The 23716-nt window shown below is 66.6% G+C and carries 20 protein-coding genes and 1 pseudogene; 12 read left to right on the forward strand and 9 right to left on the reverse strand.

Annotation, left to right across the window (positions count from 1 at the left end; genetic code table 11):
• Positions 1-11: 11 nt before the first annotated feature.
• From ML342_RS09725 to ML342_RS09740, 4 genes are read right to left on the reverse strand one after another with little or no spacing between them, the layout of a single operon-like run.
• Positions 12-527, reverse strand: a complete 516-nt coding sequence (locus ML342_RS09725; protein ID WP_240126849.1) for a pilus assembly protein PilP — start codon at positions 525-527, stop codon at positions 12-14.
• 2 nt (positions 528-529) lie between these two features.
• The gene (locus ML342_RS09730; RefSeq protein WP_240126850.1) at positions 530-1210 is read right to left on the reverse strand and encodes a type IV pilus inner membrane component PilO; all 681 of its coding nucleotides are present in this window, start codon (positions 1208-1210) and stop codon (positions 530-532) included.
• Positions 1207-1860: a PilN domain-containing protein gene (locus ML342_RS09735; RefSeq protein ID WP_338065002.1), complete on the reverse strand. Its 654-nt coding sequence runs from the start codon at positions 1858-1860 to the stop codon at positions 1207-1209. The genes ML342_RS09730 and ML342_RS09735 overlap by 4 nt, the downstream gene beginning before the upstream one ends.
• On the reverse strand, positions 1860-2918 hold the full coding sequence (locus ML342_RS09740) for a type IV pilus assembly protein PilM (protein WP_240126851.1): 1059 nt from the start codon (positions 2916-2918) through the stop codon (positions 1860-1862). The genes ML342_RS09735 and ML342_RS09740 overlap by 1 nt, the downstream gene beginning before the upstream one ends.
• 239 nt (positions 2919-3157) lie before the next feature.
• Here ML342_RS09740 and ML342_RS09745 point away from each other — a divergent pair, with 239 nt between their 5' ends.
• Together ML342_RS09745 and ML342_RS09750 are read left to right on the forward strand one after the other, a co-directional pair.
• On the forward strand, positions 3158-5656 hold the full coding sequence (locus tag ML342_RS09745; RefSeq protein ID WP_240126852.1) for a penicillin-binding protein 1A: 2499 nt from the start codon (positions 3158-3160) through the stop codon (positions 5654-5656).
• Positions 5657-5739: 83 nt separating this feature from the next.
• On the forward strand, positions 5740-6420 hold the full coding sequence (locus tag ML342_RS09750) for a type 2 periplasmic-binding domain-containing protein (RefSeq protein WP_240126853.1): 681 nt from the start codon (positions 5740-5742) through the stop codon (positions 6418-6420).
• A 104-nt stretch (positions 6421-6524) separates the two neighbouring features.
• On the opposite strand, the gene ML342_RS09755 is transcribed toward ML342_RS09750, so the two are convergent.
• From ML342_RS09755 to sucC, 5 genes are all read right to left on the reverse strand, one after another.
• Positions 6525-7814, reverse strand: a complete 1290-nt coding sequence (locus ML342_RS09755; protein WP_240126854.1) for a citrate synthase — start codon at positions 7812-7814, stop codon at positions 6525-6527.
• Positions 7815-8053: 239 nt separating this feature from the next.
• Positions 8054-8299, reverse strand: a complete 246-nt coding sequence (locus ML342_RS09760) for a type B 50S ribosomal protein L31 (RefSeq protein ID WP_240126855.1) — start codon at positions 8297-8299, stop codon at positions 8054-8056.
• Between the two features lie 89 nt (positions 8300-8388).
• On the reverse strand, positions 8389-9324 hold the full coding sequence (locus tag ML342_RS09765) for a nucleoside hydrolase (protein ID WP_240126856.1): 936 nt from the start codon (positions 9322-9324) through the stop codon (positions 8389-8391).
• 101 nt (positions 9325-9425) lie between these two features.
• Positions 9426-10301: a succinate--CoA ligase subunit alpha gene (sucD, locus tag ML342_RS09770; RefSeq protein WP_240126857.1), complete on the reverse strand. Its 876-nt coding sequence runs from the start codon at positions 10299-10301 to the stop codon at positions 9426-9428.
• Between the two features lie 22 nt (positions 10302-10323).
• Entirely contained in the window at positions 10324-11493 is a 1170-nt protein-coding gene (gene sucC / locus ML342_RS09775) for an ADP-forming succinate--CoA ligase subunit beta (protein WP_240126858.1), read from the reverse strand.
• Positions 11494-11628: 135 nt separating this feature from the next.
• On the opposite strand from sucC, the gene ML342_RS09780 reads away from it, so the two are divergent.
• The 10 genes and pseudogenes from ML342_RS09780 (at position 11629) to ML342_RS09825 (ending at position 23669) form a co-directional block, all read left to right on the forward strand.
• Complete coding sequence (locus ML342_RS09780) at positions 11629-13236, forward strand: sensor histidine kinase (protein ID WP_240126859.1); 1608 nt, start codon at positions 11629-11631, stop codon at positions 13234-13236.
• A gap of 68 nt (positions 13237-13304) precedes the next feature.
• The gene (locus tag ML342_RS09785; protein ID WP_240126860.1) at positions 13305-14729 is read left to right on the forward strand and encodes a sigma-54-dependent transcriptional regulator; all 1425 of its coding nucleotides are present in this window, start codon (positions 13305-13307) and stop codon (positions 14727-14729) included.
• A 356-nt stretch (positions 14730-15085) separates the two neighbouring features.
• Positions 15086-15184, forward strand: a pseudogene (locus ML342_RS09790) (prepilin-type N-terminal cleavage/methylation domain-containing protein); the annotation flags it as partial.
• Positions 15185-15574: 390 nt separating this feature from the next.
• Positions 15575-15931: a prepilin-type N-terminal cleavage/methylation domain-containing protein gene (locus ML342_RS11905; RefSeq protein ID WP_275672444.1), complete on the forward strand. Its 357-nt coding sequence runs from the start codon at positions 15575-15577 to the stop codon at positions 15929-15931.
• A gap of 69 nt (positions 15932-16000) precedes the next feature.
• Positions 16001-16438, forward strand: coding sequence for a GtrA family protein (locus tag ML342_RS09800; protein ID WP_240126861.1), 438 nt, complete (start codon positions 16001-16003; stop codon positions 16436-16438).
• Entirely contained in the window at positions 16435-17994 is a 1560-nt protein-coding gene (locus tag ML342_RS09805) for an NAD(P)/FAD-dependent oxidoreductase (RefSeq protein ID WP_240126862.1), read from the forward strand. Before ML342_RS09800 ends, ML342_RS09805 begins: the two co-directional genes overlap by 4 nt.
• Positions 17991-18509 (forward strand): hypothetical protein, encoded by a 519-nt coding sequence (locus ML342_RS09810; RefSeq protein WP_240126863.1) that lies wholly within the window; start codon positions 17991-17993, stop codon positions 18507-18509. Before ML342_RS09805 ends, ML342_RS09810 begins: the two co-directional genes overlap by 4 nt.
• The gene (locus tag ML342_RS09815; protein WP_240126864.1) at positions 18467-19867 is read left to right on the forward strand and encodes a hypothetical protein; all 1401 of its coding nucleotides are present in this window, start codon (positions 18467-18469) and stop codon (positions 19865-19867) included. Before ML342_RS09810 ends, ML342_RS09815 begins: the two co-directional genes overlap by 43 nt.
• Positions 19864-21786 (forward strand): hypothetical protein, encoded by a 1923-nt coding sequence (locus tag ML342_RS09820; protein WP_240126865.1) that lies wholly within the window; start codon positions 19864-19866, stop codon positions 21784-21786. The genes ML342_RS09815 and ML342_RS09820 overlap by 4 nt, the downstream gene beginning before the upstream one ends.
• Positions 21783-23669 carry a hypothetical protein gene (locus ML342_RS09825; RefSeq protein WP_240126866.1) on the forward strand — a complete coding sequence of 629 codons (1887 nt, stop codon included), beginning with the start codon at positions 21783-21785 and terminating at the stop codon, positions 23667-23669. The genes ML342_RS09820 and ML342_RS09825 overlap by 4 nt, the downstream gene beginning before the upstream one ends.
• The last annotated feature ends 47 nt before the right edge of the window (positions 23670-23716 follow it).

Raw genomic sequence — 23716 nt, forward strand, 5'->3', positions numbered from 1 at the left:
CTAGTCCCCAATCAATTGTCGAGCGCCATCTTGGCGGGGCGTTCCAACCAGCCGCCCGCGCCATCCGGTACCAGTTCGACCAGTTCAATCCGGTCTTCGAACACGCCGGTCACCCGGCCATCGCTTTGCCCCATGTAGTCGCCGGGTTTCACGCGGTAGGTGACCTTGTCGGGCGCCATCACCAGCGCCACCAGGTTCTTGCCGCTACCGAGCGTCCCCACCATCTTCAGGCTGTCCAGCGAAAACATCTCCAGCGTCTGCTTGGGCCGCGCCGGATCCGGGCGCGGGCCGCCGGCGCCCTCTCCGCTGAACGTCTGGTCGAACGGATCGCGCAGATCCTGCGCGGTGTATTCGAACGTCTCGAACTGCTGTATGGTCGGCAGCGGCTCCAGCGGCGGCGCCGGCCTGGCCTTGACCTCGGCGACCCACTTTTCGAGATCCCCGCGGCTGCCGCCGCAGGCGGTCAGCGACAGCGCAACCAGCAGGGCGACCGCGCCAGTGACGCGACGAAGCATAGACGTGCGCATGCTCACTTGCCTCCCTTCTTGTCGCCGCTCTCGCCGGCGTCTGCCTGGGCCTCGGCCGCCTCGTCCTCGTCCAGATAGCGGTAGGTCTTCACCGTACCCGCAAGCTCCAGCGGCGTATTGGGGCCGATGCGTGCATTCGGATTGGATTTGTTCTTCGGCTGCAGGGAGATGTCATGCATGGTCATGATCACCACCCGCGGCAGCGAAGCCACCCCGCTCACGAAGGCGCCGAACTGGTGATAGGTCCCCACCATCCGCAGCATGATGGGCTTCTCGGCGTAAAACTCCTGCTTGGTCTCCGGCCCCGGCTGGAACAGATCGTTCTGGATGCCGGTGGCCAGGGCCGTCTGCGAGATATCCACGATCAGGTCCGGCATCTCGGTCTTGCTCGGCAACTGCCGCAGCATCTGCTGCAGCTGCTGCTCCATCTGCGCCAGCTGCTGCTTGAGCGGCTCGAGATTGGCGGCGCGTCCCTGCTTGTTCTCGAACTCGGTGCGCAGGTCGGCTTCCTGCGCCTCCAACCGCTTGAGCTCATCACGCTGGCCGCTGATGGCCACGAACCAGGCCAGCACCACGATCACCAGCGCGAGCAGGCCGCAGAACACCAGCTGCGCCTCGCGCGGCCAGCTGCCGATGTTGTTGAGATCGAGTTCGCGCAGATTGATTTTCTTCTTCGTGCTCACGACGCATTCCCTCCGGCAGCAGGCGTGGCGGGGGCGGCTGCAGGGGCCTTCTGGACTGGCGCGTCGCCTGGCTGGGCAGCCCCTTCCTGCTGCGCCTGCTTGACCGCGCTGGGATTGGCCAGGCGCACCTTGAGCGTGAACTCGTAGGGCAGGGCCGGATTACCCTCCTTGGCCTCGATCACGTTGAGGTCGGGATTGGTCATCCAGCCCGAGCCTTCCAGATTGCGCATGTAGGTGGACACCCGCGCATTCGACTGCGAACGCCCATTGAGGGTGAGGATGTCGCCTTCTTGCTTGATGGAGGTCAGCGCCACGCCGTCCGGGATGGTGCGCACCAGCGAGTCGAACAGATGCACCATCTGCGAGCGGTTGGCCTGCAGCTGCTCGATGACTTCCTTGCGCTTCAGCAGCTTTTCCTTCTTTTTGTCCAGTTCCTGGATTTCCTTGATCTGGTCATCGACCTTGGCGATCTCGCCGCGCAGGTACTCGTTACGTGCGTTCTGCCCGGCGATCCAGCCACCATAGAGACTGTAGATCAGGATCGACAGCAGGACGCCGGCCAGCACCGACAGGCCGAGCATGCCGTAGAACTCTTTTTGCCGGGCCTTGCGGCGCTCTTCGCGCCACGGGAGGAGATTGATGCGTGCCATCAGTCGAAGCTCCTGAGTGCGAGCCCGCAGGCGATCATGAGTGCGGGCGCGTCCTGCGCCAGGGCGTTGGCCTGGACCCGCGGCCCCAGGGTCATCTGCGCCAGCGGATTGGCTACCACGCTGGGAATGCCGAGCTGCTCCTCGACCATCGCCGCGACGCCGGGAATGGAAGCGCAGCCACCGGCCAGCACCACCTGGTCGACCCGGTTGAATTCACTGCCGGCGTAGAAGAACTGGAGCAGACGGCTGATCTGCTGGACCATCGCCTCCTTGAACGGCTCCAGCACCTCGATCTCGTAACTTTCCGGCAGGCCGCCCCGGCGCTTGGCCAAGCCGGCCTCCTCATAGCTCAGGCTGTAACGGCGCATCACCTCGTCGGTGAGCTGCTTGCCGCCGAACACGTTCTCGCGGGTGTAGATGCTGCGATTCCCGCGCAGAACGTTGAGGGTGGTCATGGTGGCGCCGACATCGACCAGCGCCACCAGACCATCGCGCGGGATGTTCAGGGTCGGCGCAATCAGCGCAAAGGCATTCTCGATGCAGAAGGCCTCGACATCGATCACCTTGGCCACCAGGCCGCCCAACTCGAGCGCCGAGGCCCGCATTTCCACATTCTCCGAACGCGAAGCCGCGAGCAGCACCTGCACCATTTCATTGTTGCCAGGCACCGGGCCGAGCACTTCGAAGTCGAGATTGACCTCTTCGATCGGATACGGGATGTAGTTGACCGCCTCGAGCTGGATCTGGGACTCCATCTCGTCTTCGTCCAGCGCCGCCGGCATGGTGATGACCTTGGTGATCACCGAGGAGCCCGACACCGCGGCGGCAGCATGCTTGACCCGCGTGCCGGAGCGCGCGACGGCGCGCCGAATGGCCTCACCAACCGCCTCGACCTCGACCAGATTCTTCTCGACCACGGCGTTCGGCGGCAGCGGCTCCACCGCGTAATGTTCGACCCGATAGCGGTCACCGGTACGCGATAGCTGCAGCAGTTTGACCGCAGTCGAACTGATGTCCACGCCGATCAGCGGCGTTTGCGTTTTCGTCCCCAGCCTCACGGCATCTCCCCTTCCCACGGGCGCTTACGCGCACCTTGTGCAGTACTACATGAATAACGGAGTTTTCACCCCAAGGCAAGCCTTGCGGCATCGCCCGCGTGCATCCGCCATCTTCTGCCCCGCTCGGCCGCACCGACGCCAGCGTCGTCTGCGGACCAGCCCCCCGTGGGCCAGTGGATACCAACGGCTCCATCATATACTGCGCAGCCTCGTTTGCCGCAACCGGAATCCCGATCCCCATGCTCCGCCTTCCCCGCCTGCTGCGCTGGCTGCTGCTGGCCGTCCTCGCCATTGGCCTGCTGGGCGCCGGAGTGCTCGGCGTGATGGCGTACGCCGTCAATGCGCGCCTGCCCGACGTGCAAACCCTGCGCAATGTCGAGCTCCAGGAGCCGCTCTATGTGTATGCCCGAAACGGTGGGCTGATCGGCCTGTTCGGGGAGATGCGGCGTTATCCGGTGCGGATCGAGCAGGTGCCGCTGCGGGTGCGCCAGGCGTTTCTGGCTGCCGAGGACGCCAACTTCTACGAACACCACGGCGTGGATTTCACGGGCGTGGCCCGCGCGGTCTGGCTGCTGATCAAGACCGGCGGACAAGAGCGCGTCCCAGGCGGCTCCACCATCACCCAGCAGGTGGCCAAACAGTTCTTCCTGAGCTCGGAATACAGCTTCCGGCGCAAGTTCGCGGAGATGCTGCTGGCGATGAAGATGGAGCGCGAGCTGAGCAAGGACGAGATTTTCCAGCTCTATCTCAACAAGAGCTTCTTCGGCAACCGCGCTTACGGCATCGCTGCTGCCGCCGAGTATTACTACGGCAAGACGCTCGACCAGCTCACTCTCGACGAGGCCGCGACCCTGGCCGGCATCCCCAAGTTTCCGTCCAGCGGCAACCCGATCAGCAACCCCGAGCGCGCGCGGTTGCGCCGCGACAACTACATCCTGCCGCGCATGGCCGAGCTCGGCTTCGTCAGCCGCGCCGAGGCGGAGGCGGCGCGCCAGGTCCCGATGCACGCCGCGCCGCACGAGCCCAAGGTCGAGGTGTATGCCCCTTACGTGGCCGAGATGGTGCGCCAGCAGATGGTGGACCGCTTCGGCGGCGACGTGCTGAACAAGGGCTACCGCGTGATCACCACGATCGATCCGGTGCTGCAGGCCGCCGCCGACCGCGCGGTGGTGGACGGCCTGCGCGTGTACGACCGCCGCCACGGCTGGCGCAAGCCGGAGCAGAGCGTGCAGATCCCGGCCGGCGCCGACCCGCGCGCGATCGGCCAACTGCTGCGCGCCATCCCCGCCCAGGGCGGCCTGCTGCCGGCGGTGGTGGTGGACAACGGCGGCGGGGCGCTGCGCGTGGTGCTGACCGATGGCCGCGAGCTGGCGTTGACCGGCAGCGCGCTGGCCTGGACCGGCAAGCCGGCGGCGGCCCTGGCCCAGCGCGGCGACGTGGTACGGGTGCGCCGGCTGCCCGCGGACAAACCTGACGTATCGCCGCAGTGGGAGCTCGACCAGATCCCGCGAGCGCAGGCCGCGCTGGTGTCGCTGGATGCCGATACCGGGGCGCTGCGCGCGCTGGTGGGCGGCTACAGCTTCGCCGGCAACAAGTTCAACCGCGCCACCCAGGCCCGCCGCCAGCCCGGCTCCAGCTTCAAGCCGTTCCTGTACGCAGCGGCGTTCGAGCGCGGCTTCAACCCAGCCTCGGTCGTGCTCGACGCGCCGGTGGTGTTCAAGGATCGCAAGGGCCACGAGTGGCGGCCGCAAAACGATACCGGCGACTTTGCCGGTCCGATGCGCCTGCGCGAGGCCCTGGTGCAGTCGCGCAATCTCGTCTCGGTGCGCCTGCTGGATGCCATCGGAGTGGACTACGCGCGGCGCTACATCAGCCACTTCGGCTTCGACGAGGCCAGCCTGCCCCCCAACCTGTCGATGGCGCTGGGCACCGCCTCGCTGACCCCGCTATCGATCGCACGCGGCTATACCACCTTCATCAATGGCGGCTATCTGGTGACACCGTGGCTGATCGACAGCGTGCGCGACCGCGCCGGCAAGATCATCTTCCAGGAGCAGCCGGCCATCGCCTGCCCCAGCTGCCTTTCGCCCGCTGCGCCCGGGCAGCCGGCCGGCAGCGACGGCAAGGTGGACGGCTTCGATCTCGGCCCGGTCGCCGCCGCGCCGGCGGCCACCCGTCCTCCTGCGCAGGCCGCCAGCCCCGCGCCGGCATCCACGATGCCGAAACAGCCCGCGCAGCCGCTGGCACCGCGCGCGATCGATCCACGCGTGGCCTGGCAGCTGGCGTCGATGATGCGCGACGTGGTTCGCCGCGGCACCGCCACCGCCGCGCGGGCGCTGGGACGCGACGATGTGGGCGGCAAGACCGGCTCCACCAACGATCACCGCGACGCGTGGTTCTCCGGTTTCGGTGGCCCGTATGTCACCACTGTCTGGGTCGGCCGCGACGACTTCCAGTCTCTGGGCTACCGCGAATACGGCGGCAAGGCCGCCCTGCCGATCTGGATCAGCTACATGCAGGTGGCCCTGAAGGACCAGCCGCCGCGGCTGCCGGATCCGCCCGCCGGAATGGTGCAGGTCGTGGTCGGCGCTGACGGCCGGCTGCTGCCTCCTGGCAGTAGCGGCCCGGTGGAGTGGATCAAGATCGAGGACCTGCAGCGCCTGCAAGAGGAGGCATTGACTCCGCCCGAGCCGCAGGATCAGGCGAACGACACCGAGCAGACGTTCGACATCTTCTGACCGCGCGCCCGTCATCCGCCGCGGATGACGCCCAGGCCCCGGCTCGGGTACAGTCGGGGCAGGCCACCGCGGAGGATCCGACGATGCCTGGACCGCGTCCACATGCGCCCGCGCATGCCCACACCCATGCCGTCACCCGGGTACGCGAGCGTCGCCAACGGCTGGCTACCGAAGCCGCCCGGCTGATGGTCGAAAGCGGCCTGCGCGACTACCACCTGGCCAAACGCAAGGCCGCGCAGCGGCTGGGGATCTTCGACGACGCCTCGCTGCCGGGCAATCGCGAGATCGAGCAAGCCCTGCGCGAATACCAGCGCTTGTTCCAGCGCACCCAGCAGCCAGAGGCGCTGCGCCTGCGGCGCCAGGCCGCGCTGCCGGCGCTGGAGTTTTTCGCCGCATTCCAGCCGCGGCTGGTCGGCCCGGTCTGGGACGGCACTGCCGATGCGCATTCCGTGATCGCCTTGCACCTGCACAGCGACGACCCCGAAGCGGTGCCGCGTTATCTGGCAGAGCACGGCATCCCCGCGCGGCCCCGCCACCACCGCCTGCGCCTGGATCCCGAGCGCGAGCTGGACGCGCCAGCCTGGCTGTTCAGCGCCGACGGCCTGGAGTTCGACGTCACCGTGCTGCCATCGGTCTGCCTGCGTCAGGCGCCGCTGTCCGGCGTGGATGGCCGACCAATGCGGCGCGGTAGCGCACGCCGGCTGCGCGAGCTACTGGCCGCGGAGGAAATCGCCGGCTACGAGGCCGACGCGCTGCCGCGCTGAACCTGGGAGGGCGGGCCTTCCGGTCTCCACCCGGAAACGCAACGCCCCGCGCGGAGCGGGGCGTTGCGGGCACCTGCCGGGACTTCTTCTCTGCGCGCTGGGCTTCAGCGCTTGTCGACCGGGACGTAATCGCGCTTGGCGTAGCCGGTATAGAGCTGGCGCGGACGCCCGATGCGGGAGCCGGGGGTCTCGTGCTGCTCGATCCAGTGCGCGATCCAGCCGGCGGTCCGCGCGATCGCGAACATCACCGTGAACATCTCGGTCGGGATGCGCAGCGCCTTGTAGATGATGCCGGAGTAGAAATCCACGTTCGGATACAGCTTGCGCTCGATGAAGTATTCGTCCTTGAGCGCCGCCTCTTCCAGCTTCATCGCCACTTCCAGCAGCGGATCGTTGACGCCCAGCTCGGCCAGCACCTTGTGGCACATCTCGCGAATGATCTTCGCGCGCGGGTCGAAGTTCTTGTACACGCGATGACCGAAGCCCATCAGACGGAAGCTGTCGCTCTTGTCCTTGGCGCGCCGCACTGCGGATTCCACGTTGTCGGGCGTGCCGATCTCCTCCAGCATCTTCAGCACCGCCTCGTTGGCGCCGCCGTGCGCCGGGCCCCACAGGGCAGTGATGCCGGCCGCGACCGAGGCATACGGATTGGCGCCGGTCGATCCGACCAGACGCACCGTGGACGTCGAGGCGTTCTGCTCGTGATCGGCATGCAGAATGAACAGCAGATCCAGCGCCTTGGCCGCTACCGGGCTGAGCTGCAGCGGCTCACTGGGCACCTCGAACATCATGTGCAGGAAGCGGGTGACATATTCGAGGTTGTTGCGCGGATAGCGGAACGGCCAGCCGATCGAATAGCGATAGCAGGCGGCGGCGATGGTCGGCATCTTGGCGATCAGGCGGATCGCAGCCATCTTGCGGTCGGCCGGGTCCTCGACGTCCAGCTTGTCGTGATAGAACGCCGACAGCGAGGCCACCGCCGCTGCCAGCATCGCCATCGGATGCGCATCGTGATGGAAGCCCTGGAAGAAGTTCTTCAGGGACTCGTGCATCATCGTGTGGTGGGTGATCTGATGCTCGAACTCGGCGAACTGCTGCTTGCTGGGCAACTCGCCATTGAGCAGCAGGTAGGCCACCTCCAGGAAGCTGGACTGCTCGGCCAGCTGCTCGATCGGATAGCCACGGTACAGCAGCACGCCCGCATCGCCGTCGATGTAGGTGATCGCGCTCTTGGTGCTGGCGGTGGCGCCGAAGCCCGGATCAAAGGTGAAGCAGCCGGACTCCTTCGGCAGCGCGGCGATGTCGATGCAGGGCTGGCCCAGGGTGGGCTGCAGCACGGGCAGGTCGAAGGATTTCCCGCCCGCGGTCAGGGTGATCTTGTCGAGTTCGGACATGGCGCAACTCTCCTTGTGGGGTAGTGGGCGCGGGCGCGAGCGCGCCATGCGCCGGCGCATGGGAAGCATTCATTATCGCATACGGCATACGCAACCCGACGGCGAACCTCGTCGCGGATCACAACGCCCGCATCCGGCTTCTCCCGCTTCTCCCGGAAAACGCAAAGGCCACCCGCCGGGGTGGCCTCTGTGATGCTGCGTGGGCGCACGCGCGCCGCGCGCGATGCGTCGCGGCGGGCTTACTTCTGGTAACGCTTGCGGAACCGGTCCACGCGGCCGCTGGTGTCCACGATCTTGTTGCCTTGACCGGTGTAGAACGGATGCGAAGAGGACGAGACTTCCACCTTGATCAGCGGGTACTCCTTGCCGTCCTCCCACTTGATCGTCTCCTTGCTGGAGAGGGTGGAACGGGTGAGGATCTTGAAGTCCGAGGTCACGTCCTGGAAGACGACTTCGCGGTATTCGGGATGGATGCCGGCTTTCATGGGCAGACTCTGGCAAATGGCGGCAGGAAAGAGCCGCATATCATAACGATGATCATGGCCGCTGCGCAAGCCGCGTTTCGGCGCTGCGCTTATGCCGCCAGGGCGGCGGCGATCATGGCCTCGAAACGCGCCTGGTCATAGCGCAGCAGGATGTCCACGTTGTCGGCCCGTCCGGTCTGGCGGTTCCAGTCCACCACGGTGGCGCCGCGGGTATGCAGGCCAGCCGTTTCCACCACCAGCGGCCGTGAGACCGACTCCAGCACACCCTCTGGCTGCAGCGCCAACGCCATCGCCAGCGCGTCGGCGGCATGCCAGCGCTCGCCGCGGCCGGCGCGCGACCAGGCCCGCGCATGCGCGGAGATGTCGGCATAGAAGCGCGCGCGCGGGGAATCGGCCGCCAGCCAGCGCTCCACGTCGGTGTGCAGAAAGCCGTGCGCCAGCACCGCCTCCCAGTCGGCCAGCTCGATCCTGGGGAACTGGCTGAAGACCACGTGCGCTGCCTCCGGGTCGAACGCGATGTTGAACTCGGCGGCCGGAGTGATGTTGCCATGTGCAGTGACCGCCGCGCCCATCACCACGCAGCGCGCGATGCGCTGCGGCAGGCTGGGGTCGAGCTTGAGCGCCAGCGCCAGATTGGTCAGCGGCCCCAGCGCCACCAGCACCAGGCGCCCGGCATGTGCGTGCGACAGGCGCAGGATCGCCAGCGCCGCGTGCTCGGCCTCGGCGCTGCGCGCGGCCGGCGCATAGCCGGTATCGCCGAAGCCGTCGCGGCCATGCACGTAGGCGGCGTCGCGCGCCGGGTGCACCAGCGGCGCGTCGGCGCCGGGGAACACGGGCACATCGACGCCCGCCACCTCGCACAGCTTGAGCGCGTTGGCCACGGTATGGCGCAGGCCGACGTTGCCGGCGGCGATGGTCAACCCGACCAGGCGATGGCGCGGATCGGCGAAGGCCATCAGCAGGGCCAGCGCGTCGTCCACGCCGGGATCGGTATCGATGAGCAGCGGAATGCGGGCGTCGTCCATCGCCGGATTATGCGGCAGGCGCGCGCCCGCGCGCAGACCCCATAAACGCCGACGCCCTCCCCGCGTGCGGGAAGGGCGCCGGAGACGCGCGCTGCGATGGCTTAGCCGGCCAGGCGCCGCGCCATCGCTGCGCCGAGATCGCCCGGAGAACGCACGGTGGTGACGCCCGCCTTCTCCAGCGCCGCGAACTTGCCCTCGGCGGTGCCGGAGCCGCCCGAGGCGATCGCCCCGGCATGGCCCATGCGCTTGCCCTTGGGCGCGGACGCGCCGGCGATGAAGCCGACCACCGGCTTGGTGACGTACTGGGCGATGAACTCGGCCGCCTCTTCCTCGGCGCTGCCGCCGATCTCGCCGACCATGATGATGCCTTCGGTCTGCGGATCGTCCTGGAACCAGCGCAGGGCGTCGATGAAGCTGGTGCCGTTGATCGGGTCGCCGCCGATGCCGATGCAGGTGCTCTGGCCCAGGCCGGCGTCGGTGGTCTGCTTGACCGCCTCGTAGGTCAGGGTGCCCGAGCGCGACACGATGCCCACCTTGCCGGGCATGTGGATGTGGCCCGGCATGATGCCGATCTTGCACTCGCCCGGGGTGATCACGCCGGGGCAGTTGGGGCCGATCAGCACGGTGTGCGGGTGGCTCTTGAGCACGTTCTTCACGCGCAGCATGTCCAGCACCGGGATGCCTTCGGTGATGGCCACGATCACGCGGATGCCGGCGGCCACCGCCTCCAGGATGGCATCGGCCGCGAACGGCGGCGGCACGTAGATCACCGAGGCATCGGCGCCGGTGGCGTCCACCGCCTGCTGCACGGTATCGAACACCGGCAGCCCCAGGTGCTGCGTGCCGCCCTTGCCGGGGGTGACGCCGCCGACCACCTGGGTGCCGTAATCCAGCATCTGCTGGGCATGGAAGGTACCCTGCGCGCCGGTGAAACCCTGCACGATCACCTTCGTATTCTTGTTGACGAGAACGGACATGGAATGATTCCCTCGCGCGTGGTCAGGTGGCGGACTTGACGGCGGCAACCGCCTTCTTCGCGCCATCGTTGATGTCATCGGCCGGGATGATGGCCAGGCCGGAGTTCGCCAGCAGGGACTTGCCGGCCTCCACGTTGGTGCCTTCCAGACGCACGATCACCGGCACCTTGACGTCCACTTCCTTGACCGCGGCGATGATGCCTTCGGCGATCATGTCGCAGCGGACGATGCCGCCGAAGATGTTGACGAAGATCGCCTTCACCTTGTCCGAGGACAGGATCAGCTTGAACGCCTCGGTGACCCGCTCCTTGTTGGCGCCGCCGCCGACGTCGAGGAAGTTGGCCGGCTCACCGCCATTGAGCTTGATCACGTCCATGGTCGCCATGGCCAGACCGGCACCGTTGACCATGCAGCCGATGTTGCCGTCCATGGTGACGTAGTTGAGGTCGTGCTGGCTGGCCTTGACCTCGGTCTCGTCCTCCTGCCGGATGTCGCGCATCGCGGTCAGCTCGGGATGGCGGAAACTGGCGTTGTCGTCGGAGTTGATCTTGCCGTCGAGCACCGCCAGGCTGCCGTCGGTGAGGATCGCCAGCGGGTTGAGCTCGATCAGCGCCAGATCCTTGTCGTTGAACAGCTTGAACAGGCCCAGCATGATCTTGGTCAGCTGGCCGACCTGCTTGGCGTTCAGGCCGAGCGCGAAGCCGAGGTTGCGGCATTCATAGGGCTGCAGGCCCTGGACGTAGTTGACGTGCAGGGTCTTGATTGCCTCCGGCTTCTCGCGCGCGACCTGCTCGATGTCCATGCCGCCTTCGGACGAGGCGATGAAGGTGATCGACTTGCTGCCGCGATCGACCAGCACCGACAGGTACAGCTCCTTGGCGATGTCGGTGGCCTGGGTCACCAGCACCGCATCCACCGGCAGGGCGACGCCGGCGGTCTGATAGGTCGCCATGCGGGTGCCCAGCATCGCCTTGGCGTGCTCGCGCACCTCATCGAAGGACTTGGCCAGCTTCACGCCGCCGGCCTTGCCGCGGCCGCCGGCATGGATCTGGGCCTTGACCACCCAAAAATCACCGCCGATCGCCCTGGCCGCATCGACCGCTTCTTCCGGCGTGCGCGCGACGCGCCCGACCGGGACCGCAATGCCGTAATCGGCAAACAACTGCTTCGCCTGATACTCGTGGAAGTTCATGGATCACCCGGGGAAAGGGATGGGAACGCCGGGCCGCCGGCATCTTCCCGGCCCGACCCGGGCAGACCGCCATTTTAGCGTGTTGCGCCGCATCATGCCGCAGCCTGGGATTGCTTGCCGCATACTCGCCCCACGATGACCGCCGACCGCACCCCGGACGCCACCCCGTCCGCCCTGCAAGCCGCCATGCGCCGGGAACTGCATTTCTTCGCCCTGTACCGGGTGTTCGAGGCGGCCCTGCTGTGCCTGGCGGTGTTCAGCCCGGTCGCCGGGCTGTTCGCCGAACCGCGCCACCCGCAGCTGGCGATGGCGGTGGCCAGCGGCTACCTGCTGCTGGCCTGCGGCCTGTTCGTGCTGCGCCGGCACGGCGCGATCGCACCCCAGGTAGCCGCGGGCGTGGCGATCGACATCGCAGTGACCGCGCTGGCGATGCACGCCCTGCCCGGGCTGGCTTCCGGCATCGCGATGATGCTGCTGTTCAACATCGGCGCGGCGGCCCTGCTGCTGCCGCTGCGCGGCGGGCTGACGGCGGCGGGCCTGGCGGGCCTGGCATTGGCGCTGGAATTCGTCTGGAGCGCGCTGGTCGACACCCCGCAACGACCGGCCGCGGAAGTGCCGATGTTCGTGGCCAGCTACCTGGCGATCGCCACCCTGACCAGCCTGCTCGGCCGCCAGCTGCGCGCCAGCCAGGCGCTTGCCGAGCAGCGCGGCAGCCAGGTCGCCAATCTCGCCGAGATCAACGAACTCATCATCCGGCGCATGCGCACCGGCGTGCTGCTGGTGGACGGCGAGGGCGAAATCCGGCTTGCCAACGAGGCCGCGATGCTGCAACTGGGTGACGCCGGCGAGGGCCGGCGCCTGCTGGCCACCGCCGCACCCGCGCTGGAGGCCCGCCTGCGCCGCTGGCTGCGCGACGGCCAGAACGAGGCCACCCCGCTGCGACTGATGCCCGACCTGCCGGAAGTGCTGCCGCGCTTCACCCGCCTGCTGGCCGAAAGCGACCAGGTGCTGGTATTTCTGGATGATGCGGAACTGGCCTCGCGCCGCGCCGAGACCCTGACTCTGGCTACCCTCGGCCGGTTCTCGGCCAGCCTCGCGCACGAGATCCGCAATCCGCTGGCAGCGATCAGCTATGCCACCCAACTGCTGGAGGAATCACGCGAGATCCCGGAGGCCGACCGCCGCCTGCTGGAGATCATCTACCAGCAGACCCGGCGCATGAACGGCATCATCGAAAACGTGCTCAGCCTGGCGCGGCGCGAGCGCGCCCAACCCGAGCCGGTGGAACTGGGCGAGTTCGCCCGCCAGTTCGTGGACGACTACCGACAAAGCCACCCCCTGGAGGACGACCGCCTGGAAGCGCGCCTCCCGCCGCAGCCGGTGCACTGCCTGGTGGACCGCCGCCAGCTGCAGCAGGTGGTGACGGTGCTGATCCATAACGCGCTGATCTACGGGCGCATGCCGAACCAGCCCGCACACGTGGTGCTGCACGTCCATCGCGACGACCGCGGCCATCCGATCCTGGACGTGCTCGATCACGGCCCCGGGATTCCGGAGGGCATCGCCAGCCAGCTGTTCCGGCCGTTCTTCACGACCTCCGCCCACGGCACCGGGCTGGGCCTGTACATCGCCCGCGAAATCTGCACCGCCAACCAGGCCGATCTGCGCCATGTCCCGCTGCCGGGCGGGGGCGCCTGCTTCCGCATCCGCCTGGCCGGGGTACGCGCGATCACCACCGCCTGAGCATCCACCAGCTGCCGCTACGCGTCGCACTTGGACGCAGCGCGGCAAGCGGGTATCGTGATGGCGCCATGAGCGCCCCCGCCCGCAGTCCGCACATCCCGCACGTGCTGATCGTCGATGACGAGCGCGACATCCGCGACCTGCTGGTGCTCACCCTCGGCCGGATGGACCTGCATTGCGACACCGCCTCCTCGCTGCAGGACGCACGCACGCTACTGAAGCGCCATTCGTACGCCCTGTGCCTGACCGACATGCGCCTCCCCGACGGCTCCGGGATCGAGCTGGTGCAGGAAATCGCCCAGCTCTACCCGCACACCCCGGTGGCGATGATCACCGCCTTCGGCAATCAAGAGGCGGCGGTGGAGGCACTCAAGGCCGGCGCCTTCGACTTCGTCAGCAAGCCGGTGGACCTGGCGGTGCTGCGCGGGCTGGTGCAGCACGCCCTGAAACTGGCGCCGCCGCGCCCGGCCGAGCCCGAGGCCGGCCGCCCGGCCAGCGGCGCGGCCGCGCGCCTGCTCGGCCAGTCCGCGGCCATGCAGGCGCTGCGCGCCACCCTGGCCAAGGTCGCGCGCAGCCAGGCGCCGGTCTATATCACCGGCGAATCCGGCAGCGGCAAGGAACTGGTGGCGCGCCTCATCCACGCCGAGGGCGCGCGCGCGGCCGGCCCGTTCGTGCCGGTCAACTGCGGCGCGATCCCGGCCGAGCTGATGGAAAGCGAGTTCTTCGGCCACAAGAAGGGGAGCTTCACCGGCGCCCACACCGACAAGACCGGCCTGTTCCAGGCCGCGCAGGGCGGCACCCTGTTCCTGGACGAAATCGCCGAACTGCCGATGGCCATGCAGGTCAAGCTGCTGCGCGCCATCCAGGAAAAATCGGTGCGCCCGGTCGGGGCCAATGCCGAAGTGCCGGTGGACGTGCGCATCCTCTCGGCCACCCACAAGAACCTCGCGGCCCTGGTGGAGGAAGGCAAGTTCCGCCACGACCTGTACTACCGCATCAACGTGATCGAACTGCGGGTGCCGCCCTTGCGTGAGCGCCGCGAAGACCTGCCAGTGCTGATCGAGGCCATCCTGACCCGGCTGGCCGCAGCCCAGGGCCGCCCGCGCCCGCCGCTGCACCCCGAGGCGATGGAGGCGCTGGCGCACTACACCTTCCCCGGCAACGTGCGCGAACTGGAGAACATCCTCGAGCGCGCCTTCGCCCTGGCCGACGAGGACGGCATCCGCGCGGCCGACCTGCGCCTGCCGGAACACCGCCCGGCCCCACCGCTGCCGGCGCAGGCCATCGCCGCGGCCGCCACCCTCGACCCCAGCAAGATCGACCCGCGCGAATCGGCCGCCAGCGCCCTGCCCAGCTTCATCGAGGAAATCGAGCGCAAGGCCATCGAGCAGGCGCTGCAGGACAACCGCTACAACAAGACCAAGACCGCCGCGCAGCTGGGCATCACTTTCCGCGCGCTGCGCTACAAGCTCAAGAAGCTGGGCATCGAGTGAATGCCAACGCCGGCCGCCGGCAAGACCCCCCTCGGCGCGCGGCGAGGCCCAATGCCGTCCCCTGCCCGCCGCGGCGGGCCGCGCCCGTCATCGGCACGCTGCGTGACCGGGTCGAGGGTTCCGGCGGAAACTGCCGCAATACGTCAGCAACTGACAAAAAATGTCGTAAACTTCGCCGGCGCCAGCCCGACGCATCCGTGATGGATGCCGCAAATGCAGGCGCGCCGCGGGAATCTCCGCATTTGGCACGATTCCTGCGTTATAACGGCTGCACGTGTCGCCACGCCCGTGTCGGGACCGGTACCGGCGGGCAACGCAGCACGTGAACCACCCAACCACACCCTAGGGGATACACCATGAACAAGCAGCAAGGCTTCACCCTGATCGAACTGATGATCGTGGTCGCGATCATCGCCATCCTGGCCGCCATCGCGCTGCCGGCCTACAACAACTACCGCATCCGTTCGGCCGAAGGCGCCTGCCAGGCCGAGGCCAAGGCCTATATGAACTCGGCCGTGGCAGCGGTGATCTCGCAGTTCTCCAGCATCCCGGCGCCGCCGCAGAAGGCCTGCACTTCGCCGACCGCGGCCATCACCTCGAGCGATGTCACCAGCAGCGCCGCCATCACCTTCGTACCGAAGTCTCCGGGCGTGGCGTCGACCATCTGCTACGCCGATTCGGCCACCTGCTCGATGACCCCGTCGGTCTAAGGCAAGCCGCACGCAGCACCGGAACCCCGCCGCAGGGCGGGGTTCTTTTTTGCGCGTCTGGCAGCGCGCAGCCCCCTTATTCCTGGCCCGATCCTTGCTTGGATTTCGCCGCCAGATGCCACCCAGGGGTTGACCATGCGCCGCACCGCCGCCGGTTTCACGCTGATCGAACTGATGATCGTGGTTGCGATCATCGCCATCCTGGCCGCCATCGCGCTGCCGGCCTACAACAACTACCGCATCCGCAGCGCGGAAGCGGCGTGCCAGGCCGAAGCCAAGGCCTACATGAACCAGGCCGTCACCGCCGTGATCGGCCAGTTCTCCGGCTTTCCACCGCCGGCCAACAAGGCCTGCGCGTCGATGACCGGAACCATCGATTCCGCCGCCGTCGCCGGCAGCGCCACCATCACCTTCACGCCGCGCGCGCCGGGCAGCGCTTCGACCTACTGCAAGGCCGACACCACCAACTGCTCGCTGACACCGTCGGTGTGAAGTCCGCGCGATATCGCACTCGCGTCCCGGGCGCGCCGGATCCATCTTGACTGCTGGCATACTGCACAGATGAATCTGCTCCGCCGTTTGCTGGCTTCCGACCTGCCGCGCTATTTCATCGCCTCACTGATCGCGCTGGCAGTGGATACCGCCACCTTTTCGTTGAGCCTTCGCCTGCTGCACCTGCCGCTGGCGCTGGCCGCCACTGCCGGCTTCACGTTGGGCGCACTCATCGCCTATCTGCTGAGCATCCGCTGGGTGTTCCGCCAGCGCACCCTTGCGCGCGCGCCGATGCTGGAGTTTCTGACCTTCGCTGCGATCGGTATCCTTGGCCTCGGCGTGACCCAGCTGGTGCTGTGGGTCGGGGTCGCCGAACTGCATCTGCTGCCGGAAGCGGTCAAGCTGGCCGCCGCTGCCATCACCTTCGCCTTCAACTACTTGGTGCGCAAGGCGCTGCTGTTTGCCGCTGCGCGCCGCATTGCCCCCGCCACGGAGAGCCCGGTTTGAACCCACAAGGAAACGGCGAACACGCCATTGTCATCATCGGCGCCGGCCCGGCCGGCCTGACCGCCGCGCTGGAGCTACAGGCCGCCGGCATTCGCAACATCACCGTACTGGAAGCCGATACCCAGGTCGGCGGCATCTCGCGCACCGTGGCGCACCATGGCAACCGCATCGACATCGGCGGCCACCGCTTCTTCTCCAAGTCCGACTGGGTGATGGACTGGTGGCGCGCCCTGCTGCCGGTGGCCGCGCCGGCCGACCCCGAGGTAGGGCGCGAGCTGCGCTACCAGGGTGCCAACGCCTCCGTGCCCACCGCCGAGGCCCGCGAGAGCGACGAGAACGTGCTGCTGATCCGCAGCCGGCTCTCGCGCATCTATTTCAACAAGCGCTTTTTCGATTATCCGCTCAAGCTCAATCCAGACACCCTGCTCAAGCTCGGCCCGTGGAAGACCTTCACCTTCGGCCTGAGCTATGTCTGGGCGCGTCTGAATCCGCGCAAGCCGGAAACCTCGCTGGAAGATTTCCTGGTCAACCGCTTCGGCAACAAGCTGTACCGGCAGTTCTTCAAGGAATATACCGAGAAGGTCTGGGGCGTTCCCTGCAGCGAAATCAGCGCGGCCTGGGGCGCGCAGCGCATCAAGAGCCTGTCCATCACCAAGGCCATCGCGCATGCGCTGAAGAAGGCGCTGGGGCTGGGCGGCAAGGCCGAACAGACGTCACTGATCGAGAGCTTTCTGTATCCCAAGTACGGCCCCGGCCAGATGTGGGAAACCGCCGCCCGCAAGTTCGTCGCCCAGGGCGGAAGCCTGCGGATGCAATGCCGGGTGGAGGGCCTGGACATCCGTGAAGGCCGCGTGCAGGGCGTGCGCTACCGGGACGCGCAGGGGCACACGCATGAGCTCGCCTGCACCCACGTGCTGTCCACGATGCCGATCAAGGAGCTGGTGCAGGCCGCCGGCGATGCTTTCCCGGCGGCCGTGCGAGAAATCGCAAGCCGGCTGTCCTACCGCGACTTCATCACCGTCGGCCTGCTGTACCCGCGCAGCGCCTTGCCGCGCCAGCTCGACGACAACTGGATCTACATCCAGGAGCCCGGGGTCAATGTCGGCCGCGTGCAGATCTTCAACAACTGGAGTCCGTACATGGTGGCCGACCCATCCACCGTATGGATGGGCCTGGAGTTCTTCTGCAAGGAATCCGACCCGCTCTGGCAGATGGACGACGATGCCCTGAAGGCATTGGCCCACCGGGAAATGGTGCAGATCGGCCTGATCCGGGCGGAGGCCCCCAAGGATTCCCTGGTGCTGCGCGTCCCCAAGGCGTATCCCGGCTACTTTGGCGAAGCCTATGCCCGTTTCGGCGAGCTGCAGGCGGCATTGGATGCCATTCCCAACCTGTTCCTGATCGGCCGCAACGGCATGCACCGCTACAACAATCAGGACCACTCCATGCTGACCGCGCGCGAAGCCGCGCGCCAGATCGCCAGCGGCACCGTGGACAAGGCCGCGATCTGGGCGATCAACGTGGATGATGAATATCACGAGGAAAAATCTGGATGAGCATCCTCAAAGCAGCCTTACTGTCAGTCACGCTGCAGCTCATTATCTTCATCATCATTCGCAGACTCTTTCCTTCCGGAATCATCTTTTATCAAGGGCTACTCACCGCCCTCATTGTTTCCTGCCTGCACGCCAGCATCGCAATCCATCAGCGCGGTTTCGAGACGGGAGTTCCGGAAGCGCTGCTTGGGTTCTTCATGGGCTACAGTTTTTTCTTCACCATCCCCACGACCGTCGATCGCGCTTATTCGGTCAAATTTCTGCAAGCCCTGAATGCACGAGGGGAAATGCAATCACAGGAGATCAAATCCTGGTTTGCTGAACACTTCCTTGAGGACGGCGCTGTCGAAAAACGCCTAAGCGAACAAGAGGCTACCGGCACCATTATCCAGACCAGCACCGGAACGTACGTACTAACTATCAAGGGGCAGACGCTGGCGCGCCTGTTCGACCTCTCATGTCGAATGTTCAATTGTCAAAGTCGAATCCCATCGACATCGCCGGACCAATCCTGATCTATCTGGCGATTCCAAACTTGATATTTTTGATCGGCTTCATCGACCTGCCGATCGCCTACTTTCTAACACCCCTGCTTGGCTGGTCGGTGTGGCGCCTGATCCGGCAAACCGGACCCATCCAGCGCACCGGCTGGCTCATCGCACTGTTACCAACATTGGCGCTATTGATTCTGGCTGGCCTGCCGTACGGCGGCAACACGTACGACTGGATCAAACATTGGACTCTGCTCGACCTGCTGACCGACGCCCCGTGGCCGCCGCATCCTTCTATCGACGGACACATTTATTGGCTACGCTACTACATCGCCGCTTATCTTCCCGCCGCACTCATTAGCCACTGGCTCAACTGGCTGCCAGGTGCTATTTCCCTTACTTTGTGGCTGGGACTTGGCCTCTCCCTGCTATTCCGCAGCTTACTGGCGCTGGTGGGCAATGATCGTCGGCGCGGTCTGCTGCTAATACTCCTCACCGTTCTCGCTTCTGGCCTCGAGTTTCTACTTGCTCCGCACAAAATCGGGCAAACGACCGAGTGGGTCACCGCTTACAAGCTTGGACTGCAACTACAGATCTCATCTCCATTGACGCAACTGGTCTGGGCCCCCACCCAGGCGGTCCCTGGAATGCTGGTAACCTTACTCATCGGCTTTGACCGTACAGAAGGCTATCGTCAGCGCATCGTGGCAGCCTTGTGCCTGTTGTTGCTGTGGACCCCGTTTGCCATGCTAGGCCTTGCACCCTTGGCCGCCTGGGCAATCCTGGACAAGCAGAGCCGGAACGTTAGCTCACCACGCACGGCCATCGCATTGCTGCCATTCTTAGCCATGGCAGCCATATCGGCCATCTATTTCGCCGGGGCCGCCCAGGCCAAGCCTTATGATTTTCACTCATTGCTTCCGCGCACCCTCCTGATGCCCAAATATCTGCTGGCGTTCCTGATTGAGCTGGGACCGCTGCTTCTTCTATTGGGCCGCCAAAACCTGCGCACCCCTCCCGTTCTCATCAGCCTGGCGACACTTCTGGTGCTGGCGCTGACAACTGGACCCAAAGGCGACTTAATCATGCGCGGAGGAATCGGACCTGTTTTCCTACTCGCAGTGCTCGCCATCCGTCATTGGCTGGATTCACCCTGGCGCACCAAACATACGGTGCCCCGAGTAGCATTGATCGCGATGCTACTGACTTCGAGCAATGAAATGATTTACTTCGTGACGAAAAATTTCTCCACACCAAATCAATGTGATTTTCAGTCAGGCATATATGATAGACATTTCACCGTGACCGAGCTAGGGGCGATGTGCGGCGCTTGGGTGCTCCCACAATATTTCTCTCCACAAAAACCCTTGCCTTTACGATGATCTCCCAGCGTCCATACACAAAACTCTCCCTGGCAGCAGGATGGTTGCTGGGTGCCGCACTGCTCCTACTGATCCACCGCTACCCCGGCGTGAATCACGACAGCTCGATCTACTTCGGGTTGACCCTGTTCCGGCTGCGGCCGGACATCTTCGGGCAGGACCTGTTCTTCGCCTTCGGTAGCCAGGGCAGCTACACCCTGTTGCCCTGGCTGCTGGCGCAGCTTGCGCCCTACGTCAGCCTGCCAATGCTGTTCATGCTCGGCGCACTGCTCGGGCTGCTCGCGTTCGCCGCGGCCACATGGCTGTTCCTGCGGCGTCTGCTGCCATTCCCGCAGCGGGCCTGGGCGTGGCTGGCGGTGATCACCCTGCACGGCATGTACGGAGTCATCGTGGTCTTCACCTACGGCGAGCCGTTCCTGACCGGACGCCCGCTGGCAGAAGCCCTCAGCCTGCTGGCGCTGGCCCTGCTGGTCGGGCGCCGATGGGGGTGGGCGGCGCTCGTCCTGGCCGTGGCCGGCGCGCTGCATCCGTTGCAGGCCTTGGGTGCCAGCCTGATCGCCTGGCCGTGGCTGGTGATGCAAGATCGCCGCTGGCTGCACCTGGCCTGGCTGGGGCTGCCGATGCTGCTGCTCGGCTTCACACCGATCAAACCGTTCGCCGATCTGTATCGGGTGCTGGATCCTGCCTGGTATCAGGATCTGGCCGATTTCACCCGGCAGCTGTTCATCACGCACTGGTACCCCTCCGACTGGGCGACGCTTGCATTCGACGTGCTGCTGCTGGGCTATGCCGCCTGGCAGCTGCGCGATGCCTTCGGGCGCTGGTGCCTGGCGGCGCTGATCGGTCTGCTGCTGGGTTGCACGGCCAGCCTGGTGCTGGTCGATGGCCTGCATCTGGCCTTGCCCACCGCGCTGCAGCTCTGGCGCGCGCAGTGGCTGGCGCATCTGCTCGCCAACGCAGCCGTCGGCGTGCTGCTGCAACGCGATCTGGCGCAGCGCGCGGGCGGCCGCGCTTCCGTGCTGGCGCTGGCCGTGCTGATGGTCAGCAGCGGCTTTCTCTGGACCTGGATCCCGATTCTGGGCGTGTACGCGGCCTGGCCATCGCTTGCGCCTCGGATGACGCCGCTGTTTCGCAGAACCCTCGTCGCGCTGGCCTGGCTGACCATGCTCGGCCTGCTGGCCTTCTACGTGGCGGAAGAATGGCTGCCGTTCCGCCTGGCGCACTACCGCTTCGATCTGTATGCCATCGACCGCCGCATCCTGGCCTTCCCGCTGATCGGGATGGGCCTGGGTCTGCTTGGCCTGTGGTCATGGAATCGCTGCCGCACCGTCTGGCAGCGTGCCGCCTTGACGGGTCTGGCGGCACTGCTGGCGATCATCGGCGCGGCGCGCTGGGACGCGCGCTCCCCCGTCGCCCGCGCGATCGAGGCGCAGTCCTTCAATCCGGCCCTGTTCGGCACGCCGCTGCCGGAACGGGCGCAGGTATTCTGGGATCTGCCGATGTATCCGGCCGTATGGGTCGCGCTGCAGCGCGCCGATTACTTCAGCCCCTGGCAGCTGGCAGGCTCGGTGTTCAATCGCGGCACGCCCGAGGAAGGCCGTCGCCGCCTCGAACGCATGCGCGATGTGATCGAAGAAGACATGTACTGTCAGGATCGCTCGGTTCCGGCACAGGAGCGGGCGCATTGCCGGATCAGCAACGCCACCCTGTATCGGGCCTGCCGCCCGGGCCGCAGCCCGCCACCGGATTACCTCGTCTTGCCCTATCGGCAGGATCCGCCGGCGCTGGGCCGCTGGCGCATTGCAGACCCGGTCACTGGCGACACGGCCGCCACGTTCTGGCTGTATGCCTGTCCGACCATTCTGCAATCACTGTCTCACGCCACCTCTGCATCCAAGGATCCGGTGCCGCCCCGATGAACGCGCATGCCGATCGCTCCGTCCTGACCCCCGTGGCGGGGGCTGCGCTCGGGCTGGGCCTCCTGTTCATGACCCAGGCCTATTTCGGGATCGATCATGATTCCGTGCTGTACCTGGGCGAGGCCTTGCGTCTGCGCCTGCCGGACATCCTCGATCACGATCTGTTCTTCGCGCACGGCAGCCAGGGCCGCTATACCGCCTTTCCGCACCTGGTGGCAGCGCTCCTGGCCGCTGGAGCAGATGCATCTCAGCTATTCATGGCCGGCACGATTCTCGGCCTGCTGCTGTTCGCCGCAACCAGCTGGTTGGCATTGCGCGCGCTCCTGCCCCCTGGCCAGCGCTGGCTGCCCTGGCTGGCGCTGCTATGTCTGCCGACTGCCTACGGGGCCTATCGGATCTTCGGCTACGGCGAACCCTTCTTCACCCCGCGGGGGTATGCCGAATCGCTGTGCCTGCTGGCGCTGGCGCTGCTGACTCGACAACGCCTGCGGACCGCGGCGGCCTGCCTGCTGGCCGCCGGACTGCTGCACCCGCTGCAGGCGCTGGGCGCAGCACTCGTATTCTGGCTATGGCTGGCCCTGGCGGACCGCCGCTGGCTGCACGCGCTCTGGCTGGCACCGATCCCATTCGTACTCGGGCTAGCGGGGATTGCCCCTTTCGATGGGCTGCTGCATCCACTCGACGCGGCTACCTACAAACTGGCCTACCAGTTCAGCCGGCATCTGTTCGTCGGTGGCTGGCGCGCCGAGGATTTCCAGACCCTGGCATTCGATCTTTTGGTGCTGCTGCACGTGGCGCGTACGCAACCGCCTCCGCTGCGCCGCTGGAGCCTGGCGGCCGCGATCGCCATGCCGCTGGCCTTGGCGACCAGCTATGTCTTGGCAGATGTGCTGCGGCTGGCGCTGCCGGCCGGTCTGCAGCTCTGGCGCGCCCACTGGCTGGCGCACTGGCTGGCGATGGCCTCTGTGGGCGCACTGATCCAGCGCGACCTGAGCGCACGCGACACGCCGCGCCTGCTGCTTCTGGCGCTGGTCGTGACTCTCGCCTACGGTCGCCCGGGCTGGGCATGGATGCCGTTCGGGCTGCTCTACGTTTTCTGGCCACACCTCCAGCCTCGCCTGCGCCCTGCCCTGCAGCGGCTCGTCGGCGCCGGCTGCCTGCTCGCCGTGCTTCTGTTTTTCCTGGATTACATCGCGGGGGTGCATGCGGAGTTCGTGAAGGCGCACCGGCAACTGGCTCAAGTGCCTTTCGATCGCGCGTTTTTCACATTTCCTGCCTTGACCTTGACATTGGCCCTGGCGGGAAGCGCGCTATGGCAGCGCGCCGCGCGCGCGGGCCGACTCGTCCTGCTGGGCCTGCTGCTGCCCTTCTGCGCTTATGCCGGGCTGCGCTGGGACGCCCGGCCAGCCCTGTACAAAGCGCTGGAAGCGCATCCCTTCCGGCCGGGCCTGTTCGGAGTGCCGCTGCCCGAGCACGCGCAGGTGTACTGGGAACGTGCCAGTTCAGTCGCCAACTGGCTGGTCATCAACCGGGCCGATTACTACAGCCCGCAGCAGCTCAGCGGGCTGGTATTCAGCCCGGGGGCGGCAGCCGATGCACGTGCCCGCATGGACCGCCTGCGCCCCCTGCGCCAGGACGTGCAGAAATGCCTGGATGCTCCCGCGACGTCCGCCGTACCGGAGGCCAAGGCGCCGTGCCGGATTTCCTCGGCGGCGCTGCGCGCGGTCTGTGCGCCAGGGACTTCCGCCGCGCCCGCGCCGGATTATCTGATCCTGCCCTATCGCCAGTCGCCGCCCGCGCTGGGGCAGTGGACCGTGCGGCTCGGATTGGCGGAGGAACCCACCCGCACCTACTACCTGTACGACTGCCGCGACCTGCGCTGATGCCCGCGCGGGCGATGCCCCATATCGCAAACGTTCCCCGTCACTCT

Origin of the sequence: Thermomonas alba (assembly GCF_022419205.1) — a bacterium.
GTDB classification, from domain to species: Bacteria; Pseudomonadota; Gammaproteobacteria; order Xanthomonadales; family Xanthomonadaceae; genus Thermomonas; species Thermomonas alba.

Bases quoted from the DNA above. Each gene is read 5' to 3' on its own strand.
- ML342_RS09725 (WP_240126849.1), bottom strand. From the start codon at position 527: ATGCGCACGTCTATGCTTCGTCGCGTCACTGGCGCGGTCGCCCTGCTG.
- ML342_RS09735 (WP_338065002.1), bottom strand. From the start codon at position 1,860: ATGGCACGCATCAATCTCCTCCCGTGGCGCGAAGAGCGCCGCAAGGCC.
- ML342_RS09745 (WP_240126852.1), top strand. From the start codon at position 3,158: ATGCTCCGCCTTCCCCGCCTGCTGCGCTGGCTGCTGCTGGCCGTCCTC.
- ML342_RS09750 (WP_240126853.1), top strand. From the start codon at position 5,740: ATGCCTGGACCGCGTCCACATGCGCCCGCGCATGCCCACACCCATGCC.
- ML342_RS09755 (WP_240126854.1), bottom strand. From the start codon at position 7,814: ATGTCCGAACTCGACAAGATCACCCTGACCGCGGGCGGGAAATCCTTC.
- ML342_RS09760 (WP_240126855.1), bottom strand. From the start codon at position 8,299: ATGAAAGCCGGCATCCATCCCGAATACCGCGAAGTCGTCTTCCAGGAC.
- ML342_RS09765 (WP_240126856.1), bottom strand. From the start codon at position 9,324: ATGGACGACGCCCGCATTCCGCTGCTCATCGATACCGATCCCGGCGTG.
- sucD (WP_240126857.1), bottom strand. From the start codon at position 10,301: ATGTCCGTTCTCGTCAACAAGAATACGAAGGTGATCGTGCAGGGTTTC.
- sucC (WP_240126858.1), bottom strand. From the start codon at position 11,493: ATGAACTTCCACGAGTATCAGGCGAAGCAGTTGTTTGCCGATTACGGC.
- ML342_RS09780 (WP_240126859.1), top strand. From the start codon at position 11,629: ATGACCGCCGACCGCACCCCGGACGCCACCCCGTCCGCCCTGCAAGCC.
- ML342_RS09785 (WP_240126860.1), top strand. From the start codon at position 13,305: ATGAGCGCCCCCGCCCGCAGTCCGCACATCCCGCACGTGCTGATCGTC.
- ML342_RS11905 (WP_275672444.1), top strand. From the start codon at position 15,575: ATGCGCCGCACCGCCGCCGGTTTCACGCTGATCGAACTGATGATCGTG.
- ML342_RS09800 (WP_240126861.1), top strand. From the start codon at position 16,001: ATGAATCTGCTCCGCCGTTTGCTGGCTTCCGACCTGCCGCGCTATTTC.
- ML342_RS09810 (WP_240126863.1), top strand. From the start codon at position 17,991: ATGAGCATCCTCAAAGCAGCCTTACTGTCAGTCACGCTGCAGCTCATT.
- ML342_RS09820 (WP_240126865.1), top strand. From the start codon at position 19,864: ATGATCTCCCAGCGTCCATACACAAAACTCTCCCTGGCAGCAGGATGG.
- ML342_RS09825 (WP_240126866.1), top strand. From the start codon at position 21,783: ATGAACGCGCATGCCGATCGCTCCGTCCTGACCCCCGTGGCGGGGGCT.